Below are 10,202 nucleotides of genomic sequence, written 5' to 3'. Positions count from 1 at the left end.
GCGTTCTGGTCGGTTTTGCCACCAGCACCTTCCTGCCATGCAGGACCCAACGGCGATGTATCTCGCGAACCGGCCCCCGGCTCACTCCCAGATACCTCGCCGTGGCGCTATAGCCCCGACCCTGCTCGAACAACGCTACCGCCGCACCGCGCTGGGCCTCAGTCAACGAACTACAAGGATGCAAAAAAGTACTCCCCAGAAGAACAAACTGAATTTCTCAGTCCAACTTCCGGGGAGCACTTCATTCAAGCGAAAAGAGGCAGTTTTGCGTCTGCTCGCGCAGAGAAACGTGAGGGTTACTCGCCTTCCTTCACCTTGGCCATGGCCAGCACGTCGAGGCGCTTGTCCAGCTCGGCCTCGCTCAGCTTGTCGCCGATCAGGCCGCGGTCGATCACGGTCTGGCGGATGGTCTTCTTCTCCTTCAGCGCCTGCTTGGCGACCTTGGCGGCCTCCTCGTAGCCGATCGCCGAGTTCAGCGGCGTCACGATGGAGGGGGAGGACTCGGCCAGGGTGCGCAGGTGCTCCTCGTTGGCCACCAGGCCGTCGATGCACTTCTCTGCGAAAAGCCGAGACACGTTGGACAGCAGGGTGAACGACTCCAGCACGTTGCGCGCCATCATCGGGATGTAGACGTTCAGCTCGAAGGCGCCCGACAGGCCGCCGACGGTGACGGCAGCGTCGTTGCCGATGACCTGTGCGGCCACCTGGGTAACCGCCTCGGGCAGAACAGGATTGACCTTGCCCGGCATGATGGAGCTGCCCGGCTGCAGGTCCGGCAGCTGGATCTCGCCCAGGCCGGTCAGCGGGCCCGAGCCCATCCAGCGCACGTCGTTGGCGATCTTGGTCAGCGAGGCGGCGATGGTCTTCAGCGCGCCGGACGCCTCGACCAGCCCGTCGCGGGCCGCCTGGGCCTCGAACGAGTCTGCGGCGGTGCGCAGTTCGGCCAGCCCGGTCTGGTTGACCAGCACCTCGACCACCTTGGGGCCGAAACCGTCGGGGGCGTTGAGGCCGGTGCCCACGGCGGTACCGCCGATGGCGAGCTCACCGAGACGGGGGAGCGTCGCCTTGACGCGTTCGATGCCGGCCTCGATCTGACGGGCGTAGCCGCCGAACTCCTGGCCCAGCGTCACCGGCACCGCGTCCATCAGGTGGGTGCGGCCGGACTTCACCACGGTCTTCCACTGCTTGGCCTTGGCGGCCAGCGACTCATGGAGTACCTCGAGCGCCGGAATCAGGTGGCGCACAGCGGCCTCGGTGGCGGCGATGTGGGTGGCCGTCGGGAACGTGTCATTGGAGCTCTGCGACATGTTCACGTCGTCGTTGGGGTGAACCGTCACGCCGTTGCGGGCGGCGATCGAGGCGATGACCTCGTTGGCGTTCATGTTCGAGCTGGTGCCCGAGCCGGTCTGGAACACGTCGATCGGGAACTGGTCGTCGTGCAGGCCGTCGGCGATTTCGCCGGCCGCGGCGATGATGGCATCGGCCTTCTCGGCGGCCAGCAGGCCCAGGTCCTTGTTGACCTGCGCGCACGCCGCCTTCAGCAGGCCGAGTGCCCGGATCTGGGTGCGCTCCAGCCCACGGAAGGAGATCGGGAAGTTCTCCACGGCGCGCTGGGTCTGCGCCCGCCATAGGGCGTTGACCGGCACCCGGACCTCGCCCATGGTGTCGTGCTCGATGCGGTACTCGACAGCTCCGTCGGTATCGGTGCTCATGTTGCCCTTTCTGGCGAGTTACGGGAGCGGGTAGGCGGCGGTCTTGTCGCCGGTGAAGTCGATGGCGGAATATTCGTTGAGTTTGGTCAGCCGGTGGTAGGCCTCGATCATCCGGACGGTGCCGGACTTGGACCGCATCACGATGGACTGGGTGGTGCACCCGCCCGGGTAGTACTGCACGCCCTTGAGCAGATCGCCGTCGGTGACGCCGGTGGCGCAGAAAAAGACGTTGTCACCCGAGACCAGGTCGTCGGTCGACAGCACCTGGTCCAGGTCGTAGCCGGCGTCGAGTGCCTTCTGGCGTTCGGCGTCGTCGGTGGGGGCCAGCTGGGCCTGGATCGCGCCGCCCATGCAGCGGATCGCGGCCGCGGCGATGATGCCCTCGGGGGTGCCACCGATGCCGGCCAGGATGTCGGTGCCGGAGTTGGGGCGGCAGGCCGAGATGGCGCCTGCGACGTCACCGTCGGTGATCAGTCGGATGCGGGCGCCGGCGGCGCGAGCGTCGTCGATCAGTTGGGCGTGGCGCGGACGGTCGAGGATGCACACGGTCAGATCGCTCACCGAGGCGCCGCGCACCTTGGCCACCCGGCGGATGTTCTCGCCGATCGGGGCGGTGATGTCGATCGCGTCGGCGCACTCGGGGCCGACGGCGATCTTGTTCATGTAGAACACCGCGGACGGGTCGAACATGGCACCGCGCTCGGCGACGGCGAGCACCGAGATGGCGTTGGGCATGCCCTTGCTCATCAGCGTGGTGCCGTCGACCGGGTCGACAGCGAAGTCGCACTCCGGCCCGTCGCCGTTGCCGACCTCTTCACCGTTGAAGAGCATCGGGGCTTCGTCTTTCTCGCCCTCGCCGATCACCACGACACCGCGCATCGACACCGAGTTGACCAGCTCACGCATGGCGTCGACAGCGGCCCCGTCGCCGCCTTCCTTGTCGCCGCGGCCGACCCAGCGGCCTGCCGCCATGGCGCCGGCCTCGGTCACCCGGACAAGCTCAAGGGCAAGGTTGCGATCCGGGGCTTCCCCCCGCGTGGGACTCATGGCCCAGATTGTCCCAGAACGTGGTCAGCGTTTGGGAGCTGGGATACTGACGAACATGTCCTCCGAGCCGACGTCTCAGCCAACCCCGGTCCCGAAGCCGGAAAAGTCGCGGTTGCTGCAGGACGGCCGGGACATGTTCTGGTCGATGGCGCCGCTGGTGGTGGCCTGCATCGTGCTCGCGGGGATGCTGGGGATGTGCTCGTTTCAGGCGGGTGGGCCCGGGGCCGGTCCGGCCCCCGAATTCGATGCGCCGGCCGCGCTGCAGGCCGACGCCGACACCTTGAAGATCCCGATCCGCCTGCCTCAGCTGCCCGAGGGCTGGCAGCCCAACTCCGGCAGTCGCCACGGCATCGACGGCGGTTTGACGCTGCCCGACGGCCAGCACGCCCGCGCGGTGTCCTCACGCATCGGTTATCTGGCCCCCACCGGCAAGTACCTGAGCCTTACCCAGAGCAATGCCGACGAGGCCGCCCTGGTGGCCTCGATCAAGCCGGACTCGTATGCGGCAGGTACCCAGGACGTCGACGGGGTGACCTGGGTGGTCTACGAGAGCAGCGACCCGGAACCGGTGTGGACGACAAAGCTGAGCGGACCGGCTCAGGTTGCGATCACCGGCGCCGGTGGTACTGATGAGTACCGTACGCTGGCGAGTGCGACGCAGAAGCAGTCGCCGCTGCCGATCAAGAGGCTGTGACGCACTAACGGATGGAGCCCGTGTTGTCGTCGCCAGTTGCAGATCTCACCGGGTGGACCGCTACCCCCTTCACCGCCGCCGATCAGACCTATGACGTCTACCGCAAGGGCGAAGGCCCCGGCGTGGTCCTGATCCCCGAGATTCCCGGCCTGCATCCCGGCGTACTCGCGCTGGGCAACCATCTGGTGGACAACGGCTTCACGGTGGCCGCGCCGTCGCTGTTCGGCACCCCCGGTGCCTCCGCCGTCCGCCCTGGCGCCATCCCGGTCATGCTGAAAGCCTGCGTGACAAAGGAATTTGCGGCATTCGCCACCAATGCCGACCGGCCCGTCGCGCATTACCTCCGGGCGCTGGCCCGCGATCTCAACGCCACTACCCCCGGTAAGGGCGTCGGCGTCATCGGGCAGTGCTTCACGGGCGGCTTTGCGCTCGCCGCGGCCGTCGACGACAGCGTGCTGGCCCCGGTGCTCAGTCAGCCGTCGGTGCCGATCGCCCTGACCGCGGCGCAGAAACGTGATCCGGGTATGTCGGAGGCCGAGCTCAAGATCGTCGAACAGCGCGTTGCCAATGACGGGCTGTGCGCACTGGCCCTTCGGTTCAGCCAGGACAAACTGGCGCCGGGGGAGCGGTTCGCCACCCTCAAGGCCCGCCTGGGGGACGCGTTCGAGGTGATCGAGATCAATTCGAAGAAGGGCAATCCCGACGGGTTGTCCGCATCGGCGCACTCGGTGCTCACCGATCAGGTGCGCGAGGTTGACGGGCATCCTGCATATGAGGCGCGCAAGAGGGTGGTCGCGTTCCTGACCGAGCGGCTGTGCTCGAATTAGGGAAATGCGTTTGACCGACTAGCTCTCGGCTTCGGCCGTGGCTTTGGATTCGGCTCGGGGTTCAGGTTTCTTTCCCCCGAGCCGTTTCTGTACCCAGTCCCACATCCGCCGCCACGGCCGCTGACCCGGCTCGTCGGGCTCGGTCGTTTCCAGCTCGACGCCCTTGAACACCGCCAGGTAGACGCTGACCGTGGTGACGATGATGATCATCAGCACCGGCCCGATCACCAGGCCGAAGAAGCCGAACATCGAGATGCCGGCGAACACCGCCAGCAGCATCAGTGCCGGATCCAACCGGGCGGCCTTGGGTACCAGCCACGGCCGCAGCACATTGTCGATGTTGGTGACCACCAGCAGGTGGAACACCACCACGAAGATGCCGCCGATGATGTTGCCGAAGAACATCATTCCGATGCCGAACGGAATGGTCACGATGCCGCCACCGAGCGGGATGACGGACAGGGCGGTCAGCAGGATCGCGAAGACGAAGAACCCGTTGTGGAAGCCGGCGATGTAGATCGAGATGGCACCGGCCACACCCTGGCAGAGCGCGATCACGAACTGCCCCTTGACCGTTCCCTTCACCATGGCGCCGGTCTTGGCCAGGTACAGATCGGTGATCTCTTCGCCGAGCGGGTTGAGCCGGCGGATCAGTGTGGCCATCTCGGCGTTGTTGACCAGCATCGAGATGAACACGTACAGGAAGATGATCGATCCGGTGATCGCGCCGACCATGCCGCCGACCGCGCCCTGCAGAATGCCCAGCAGCCATTCGCCGATGTGTTGAGAAAGCTTGACCACCGTGTCGCGCAAGGAATCCGCGGTCAGGTGGATGTCCAGGAACGGCACCCGGCCGAGCAGTGAGTTGACCAGTTGCAGGGCCCGGTCGCCGAGGGTGCTGACATCGGTGTCGGCGATCCACGTGCTGACTGTGTTGACCAGCTGGGTCACCTGCACGATGGCCATGAACACCACCAACGACACCGGGATGATCACCATCAGGATGGCGACCAACACCGTCAGCGTGGCCGAAAGGCCGGTGCCCAGCCGGTGCTGAAACCGTTGATAGAGCGGGGTGAACAGATAGGCGCCGACCGCGGCCATCACGATCAGGACGAAGAAACCACGCAGGAAGTAGGCGCCCAGCAGCACGGCCAGCACCGTGACGACCGCCAGCGCCCGCTTCTGGGTGAGGCTGAACTCGTCTTTCATCGGGCCCCTTCCCGCCGTTGGGCTGACCCTATCGTCACGCTGGCGTGACGGTCGGCATTGAGCGTCACTCTGGCGTGACGCTGGAGCCTTCAGTCGAGCGGTGCGCGGCCTGGCCGGCGCGCTGTGCGGCGACGAACCGCATCGAGAGTCGCTGCATCAGACCCGGCGCGATGCGGGCGAACAGCCAGGAGGCATGGGCACGACGAGGTTTGACCAGGATGGCCTTGTTGCGCGCGATGGCACGCAGGGTGTCGGCGGCCAGCTGGTCGGCGTCGTAGGCGGTTTTGACGCCCTGGCCTTGCAGGAAGTAGTCGCGGCCGACGAAACCGCCCACCGCGCCCTTGTCCAGGATCGGCGTCTCCACCGCGGCCGGGCACACCGCCAGCACACCTACGCCGTGGGCGGCCGCTTCCGATCGCAGGGCCATCGACAGCCCGACGACGGCGTGCTTGGTCATCACATAGCTGGTGAGCTGGCCCGCTGCGGCCAGACCTGCCATCGATGCGGTGTTGACGATGTGGCCGTGGCCCTGCCGGATCATCTGCGGATACGCCGCGGCGACACCGTGGACGACGCCGCGCACATTGATGTCGATGATGGCGTTCCACTGATCCAGCGTCAGCAGTTCGGTGTCCCCGCCCCAGACGATGCCGGCGTTGTTGAACATCAGGTCGAGTCGGCCGGCCCGGTCCACGACGCCGTCGACCGCGGCTTGCACGGCGGCCGCATCGGTGACGTCCAGACGTGCCGACCGGGCGCCGAGCGCAGCCGCAGTGTGGGCTGCGGCGTCCTCGTCGATGTCGGTGCAGAGCACCTCGGCGCCGGCGCCGGCCAACGCCCGGCACAGGGCCGCGCCGATTCCCGATCCGGCGCCGGTGACGATCGCCTGCTTGCCGGCGAGGCTTGTCACGCCTGGGCCAGCTTCATCACGTGTCCGAGGATGTCCGGGTAGCGCTTGAGGTGCGCGCCGCCGTTGAGATCGAGAACTTCGCCGGTCAGCCACGAGGCCTGGGGCGAACACAGGAACACGACGGCGGCCGCGATGTCCTCCGGGGTTCCGCTGCGGCCCAGCGCGGTGTTCTCGACGTACTCCTCGACCACACCGGGGATCATCGCCGCAGGATCGGTCAGTGGCGTCTTGACGAATCCTGGCGCGATCGCGTTGACCCGGATGCCGCGTGGTCCCATTTCCAGCGCGGCCACCTGCGTCAGCATCGACAATCCGGCCTTGGCGGCGCAGTAGGCGCTCATCCCGGCCGCGGGCTGGCGCCCGTTCAGCGATGAAATCGACACCAGGACACCGCCTTCGGGCAGGTTACGCCCGGCGTGTTTGGCGACGATGAACCCGCCGTTGAGGCAGACGTCGACGACCGAGCGGAAGTCTTCGACCGCCAGGTCGGTGATCAGCCCGACGTTGCTGAACCCCGCGCAGTTGAGCACGATGTCGACCGGTCCCGCGGCCTCGAACAGCTTCTCCACCGAGCTCTCGTCGGTGACGTCGGCGTAGTGGCTCGTGTGCGGCGCACCGAGCTGAGTGACTCGGGCCGCCGCTCCGTCAGCGTCACGGTCGGCCACCACGATGCGGCAGCCGTCGGCGGCCAGGGCCTGGGCGCTGGCCCAGCCGATCCCCGAAGCTCCGCCGATGACGATCGCGACGCGTTCCGTCGTCATGCTGCTCATGTCGTCTCCTCGCGCGAGCGCTCGTCGGGCGCCTGATCCGGTCGGTGGTCGCCCCACTTCTTGTCGATGGCATTCCACGGGTCGGCCAACTTGCCCGGATAGTCCTTGTACGCGGACTTCGACCGCAGGAACGCGCGGATCAGGGGTGCGGCCAGGCCGATCGGAAACCGTTTCAGCCCGGCGTTCGCCCTGGTGTCGGCCAGGAGCTGCGGCCATGAGCGGTGCTGGAACCCGAGCACCTCCTGCGAGCGGGTGGTGTCCATCCAGTCGGTGGCGAACCAGGCGGCGTCGTCGTCGGGGTTGCCGGGCCGGCCGATCGGCAGGCCGCCCTTGATTCCCATCGCGGCAGCCGCTTGCGAACCGACCGAGGACTGGATGTGCCGGTGCGTCTCGGCGTCGCCACCGATCAGCAGCACCTCGTGGTTGGCGGTCTCGGTCGGGACCGTGGTGGCCGCGACGAACGCCGCCGCCACATCACGCACGTCGACCGTCTGCAGCCGCCCGTCGGCGGGCAACACGCTCTCGAACGAGATGAGGTCCACGTCGATGCCGAGGCTGAACTCTGAGCTCATGACCCCACCGAGACGCAGGATCAGCCAGTCCAGCTTCGAGGCCCGGACCAGGGCTTCTGCCTCGACCTTGTGCGCGCCGTAGATGTCGGATGGGTTGACCGGGGTATCCGGGGTCAGCACACCGTCGATGTGGTGCGGATTGCGGGCGCCGTAGACCGCGATGCTGGAGGCCTGGACGAACCGCGGCGGGGTCGGCTGAGCCTCGGCGGCCCGCAGCAGCGATGCGGTGGCCTCGACGTTCACCTTGCGGGCCAGTCCGCGACGCATGTAGCAGAACGGCGGGATGATGGCGGCGAGGTGGATGATCGCGGCCGGTGCGACCGCCGCCACCAATGCGTCGACGGCGGCGGCGTCGGTCAGGTCGGCCCAGCGCACCTCTACAGATGCGGGGAGCGCGGCGGCAGCCTTACGGTTGGCCGGCACGTCGAGATCGGTCGCGACCACTGTGCGTCCGCCTGCGGCCAGCGTCTTCACCACGGCCGAGCCCACCAAACCGAACGCGCCGGTAACCAAAACAGCGTCGGACATAGGCCTCCTCGCTAGAACGTGTTGCAACACTAGCGAACGCAGGTGTGGTGTGTGTCACCGCGATCCGGAACTCCATCGTGCGTTTATCGGGAGGCGTTCGCCCGAGGTTGCTCAGCAACCGGTGACCATCCGTCGTGCTGGGCGATGCCGGGGATCGGCGAATGTTGCTGCCGTTGCCTCAAAAGCATCGGCCAGTGGCACTTTGCGGCGTTAGGTGTGACCGGGGACACGCTGGCCACCCCACTGTGATGCATTTGCCCGAACGGTCGTCGTCGCCGGATTTGGAAATTTGCCCGAGAGGTATGCAAGGTGTGGCTGTAGGTATCGATCGAAAGTGAGCCAATCGCAGGCGTTTGTGATGTACTCGGTTGCACGCGTCAGTAATTGGGGAGGTGTGGGATGTCCGAAGATGTCGTGACGGGGGTTAACGACAGCGACTCCGGCGAAATTGCCGAAGAGGTTGCTGTGGGTTCCTCGGTGGTCGTGTATCCGGGAACTGACGACGAATTGCACGGCACTGTCGTCGAAGATTTCGCCGACCTTGCCGGGACCGCAGTGGAGGTCGCTGGGGAGCGAATTGTCGAACCGGCGCGCCGGTGGGCAGTCAACCTCGACGACGGCGGTCTGGTGTTCGTCGACGACGACAGCATTGCGCTCGCCGCGCAGGCTGCCTGAGTTCCAGGCAGCTCACCGCAGACTCAGCGGAAGCTGACGTAACCGCCGCACCAACAGGCTGGGCTGCCATTCGGCGTCTCCGGCTGGACTGATGGTGTCGGTGGCGGCGAGCAGAGCCGAGATCACGATGCGGGCTTCGAGGCGGGCGAGTGCGGCCCCGAGACAGAAGTGCCCGCCCTTGCCGAATGCCAAGTGATTCTTGATATTCGGCCGATCCAGCCGGAACTCGTTCGGATCCTCGAACACTGCCTCATCCCGGTTGGCTGCACCCCACAGCAGCAGTAGATGGCTGTCCGCAGGCAGCGCGACGCCCGCCAGTTCGGCATCGGCCAGCACATGCCGGTAGTGGCCGCGGAACGGGGATTCGAACCGCAACACCTCCTCCAGGAACGGCGCGATCATCGCGGGATCCTGGCGCAGCTTTCCCGCCAGCTCGGGCTGACGGCTCAGTATCCCGACGGCGCTGCCAATCAACGATGCCGTCGATTCGCCTCCCGCGCCCACCAGCTGGATCAGCATGAACACTGCCGTGTCGCGGTCCACGCGCTCCGCCGCACAGTAGGTCGCCAGGTCGCCCAGCAGATTCTCGCCCGCATTTGCCGATGCTTCGACGAACCGTTCGGTCAGGTAGCCGCCGAGTTCGACGGCTGCGATCCCCGATGCCGTCAGCTGATCGGCGTCGACGAGCCCGTCCAGGAGCTGGGTGCTGGCATACGCCCATGCCACGAGTTGGTCCACGTCTTCGGCCGGTAAGCCCAGCAGTTGCGCGACGACCACCATCGGCAGCCGGTCGGCCACGGCCGACATCCAGTCGAACTCCCCGGCGGCCCCGGTGAGCAGGTCCGCGGCCGTGGCGGCGATGAAGGGCTCGAGCTCAGAGATCCGTTTCGCCGCCATCCGCGGCAGGACCAGTTTGCGGTGGGCGGCGTGAGCCGGTTCGTCAGCGGTGGCCAGTACGTGGATGGGTCCGCCCGGCTCGCCCATGCCGAACGCACTGACGGTGCCGTCGGCCTGGGACCACATGGTGGCGGTGAGGTTCGACGAGAAGTCGTGCGTGCGTGCGGTGGCCTCGAGGACGGCGTCGAAGGAGCTCACCACGAAGAACGGTGAGTCGCCGACCTGTGCCACCGGTGCGTGCGCCCGCAGGCGGTCGTAGAGCGGATACGGATTCTGCAGGCAGGCGGGCTCGAACAGTTCGTGTGCCAGGAGCATTTGGCCAGGTTGGCTGGCTGTTCGAGGCCCGTCAACGTTGCCG

The 10,202-nt window shown here is 66.8% G+C and carries 11 protein-coding genes; 3 read left to right on the top strand and 8 right to left on the bottom strand.

From position 1 onward, the window contains the following. From AC4ELS_RS25935 to glpX, 3 genes are all read right to left on the bottom strand, one after another. Positions 1–166 (bottom strand): helix-turn-helix domain-containing protein (locus AC4ELS_RS25935; RefSeq protein WP_499049956.1); only part of this gene is annotated, 166 nt, incomplete at its 3' end. A gap of 130 nt (positions 167–296) precedes the next feature. Then, positions 297–1,712, bottom strand: coding sequence for a class II fumarate hydratase (locus AC4ELS_RS25930; protein ID WP_064960502.1), 1,416 nt, complete (start codon positions 1,710–1,712; stop codon positions 297–299). Between the two features lie 18 nt (positions 1,713–1,730). Beyond that, positions 1,731–2,759, bottom strand: a complete 1,029-nt coding sequence (gene glpX, locus AC4ELS_RS25925) for a class II fructose-bisphosphatase (protein ID WP_055116699.1) — start codon at positions 2,757–2,759, stop codon at positions 1,731–1,733. A gap of 55 nt (positions 2,760–2,814) precedes the next feature. On the opposite strand from glpX, the gene AC4ELS_RS25920 reads away from it, so the two are divergent. Both AC4ELS_RS25920 and AC4ELS_RS25915 read left to right on the top strand, forming a co-directional pair. Continuing rightward, on the top strand, positions 2,815–3,453 hold the full coding sequence (locus tag AC4ELS_RS25920; protein ID WP_499049868.1) for a DUF4245 domain-containing protein: 639 nt from the start codon (positions 2,815–2,817) through the stop codon (positions 3,451–3,453). A gap of 23 nt (positions 3,454–3,476) precedes the next feature. Continuing rightward, the gene (locus tag AC4ELS_RS25915) at positions 3,477–4,280 is read left to right on the top strand and encodes a dienelactone hydrolase family protein (RefSeq protein ID WP_448442287.1); all 804 of its coding nucleotides are present in this window, start codon (positions 3,477–3,479) and stop codon (positions 4,278–4,280) included. Positions 4,281–4,298: 18 nt separating this feature from the next. Here AC4ELS_RS25915 and AC4ELS_RS25910 read toward each other — a convergent pair whose 3' ends face one another. From AC4ELS_RS25910 to AC4ELS_RS25895, 4 genes are all read right to left on the bottom strand, one after another. Beyond that, positions 4,299–5,492: an AI-2E family transporter gene (locus AC4ELS_RS25910; RefSeq protein WP_499049865.1), complete on the bottom strand. Its 1,194-nt coding sequence runs from the start codon at positions 5,490–5,492 to the stop codon at positions 4,299–4,301. Between the two features lie 64 nt (positions 5,493–5,556). Further along, positions 5,557–6,402 carry an SDR family NAD(P)-dependent oxidoreductase gene (locus AC4ELS_RS25905; RefSeq protein WP_064960505.1) on the bottom strand — a complete coding sequence of 282 codons (846 nt, stop codon included), beginning with the start codon at positions 6,400–6,402 and terminating at the stop codon, positions 5,557–5,559. Then, positions 6,399–7,163, bottom strand: coding sequence for an SDR family NAD(P)-dependent oxidoreductase (locus AC4ELS_RS25900; protein ID WP_499049953.1), 765 nt, complete (start codon positions 7,161–7,163; stop codon positions 6,399–6,401). Before AC4ELS_RS25900 ends, AC4ELS_RS25905 begins: the two co-directional genes overlap by 4 nt. Positions 7,164–7,168: 5 nt before the next feature. Next, complete coding sequence (locus AC4ELS_RS25895) at positions 7,169–8,272, bottom strand: cholesterol dehydrogenase/isomerase (RefSeq protein ID WP_499049862.1); 1,104 nt, start codon at positions 8,270–8,272, stop codon at positions 7,169–7,171. A 399-nt stretch (positions 8,273–8,671) separates the two neighbouring features. Here AC4ELS_RS25895 and AC4ELS_RS25890 point away from each other — a divergent pair, with 399 nt between their 5' ends. Further along, a complete protein-coding gene (locus tag AC4ELS_RS25890; RefSeq protein WP_236732109.1) occupies positions 8,672–8,947 on the top strand; it encodes a hypothetical protein in 276 nt (91 codons plus the stop codon). Between the two features lie 12 nt (positions 8,948–8,959). On the opposite strand, the gene AC4ELS_RS25885 is transcribed toward AC4ELS_RS25890, so the two are convergent. Continuing rightward, the gene (locus tag AC4ELS_RS25885; RefSeq protein WP_499049859.1) at positions 8,960–10,159 is read right to left on the bottom strand and encodes a cytochrome P450; all 1,200 of its coding nucleotides are present in this window, start codon (positions 10,157–10,159) and stop codon (positions 8,960–8,962) included. Between the last annotated feature and the right edge of the window lie 43 nt (positions 10,160–10,202).

The sequence above is a fragment of the Mycobacterium shunyiense genome (genome assembly GCF_058270035.1).
Note: the sequence above shows the minus strand (reverse complement) of the source record. Positions and strands in the feature narration are given on the sequence as shown.

What these genes read in the sequence shown, in the direction of transcription:
- AC4ELS_RS25930 (WP_064960502.1), bottom strand. Translation starts at nt 1,712, where the DNA reads ATGAGCACCGATACCGACGGAGCTGTCGAGTACCGCATCGAGCACGAC.
- glpX (WP_055116699.1), bottom strand. Translation starts at nt 2,759, where the DNA reads ATGAGTCCCACGCGGGGGGAAGCCCCGGATCGCAACCTTGCCCTTGAG.
- AC4ELS_RS25920 (WP_499049868.1), top strand. Translation starts at nt 2,815, where the DNA reads ATGTCCTCCGAGCCGACGTCTCAGCCAACCCCGGTCCCGAAGCCGGAA.
- AC4ELS_RS25910 (WP_499049865.1), bottom strand. Translation starts at nt 5,492, where the DNA reads ATGAAAGACGAGTTCAGCCTCACCCAGAAGCGGGCGCTGGCGGTCGTC.
- AC4ELS_RS25900 (WP_499049953.1), bottom strand. Translation starts at nt 7,163, where the DNA reads ATGACGACGGAACGCGTCGCGATCGTCATCGGCGGAGCTTCGGGGATC.
- AC4ELS_RS25895 (WP_499049862.1), bottom strand. Translation starts at nt 8,272, where the DNA reads ATGTCCGACGCTGTTTTGGTTACCGGCGCGTTCGGTTTGGTGGGCTCG.
- AC4ELS_RS25890 (WP_236732109.1), top strand. Translation starts at nt 8,672, where the DNA reads ATGTCCGAAGATGTCGTGACGGGGGTTAACGACAGCGACTCCGGCGAA.
- AC4ELS_RS25885 (WP_499049859.1), bottom strand. Translation starts at nt 10,159, where the DNA reads ATGCTCCTGGCACACGAACTGTTCGAGCCCGCCTGCCTGCAGAATCCG.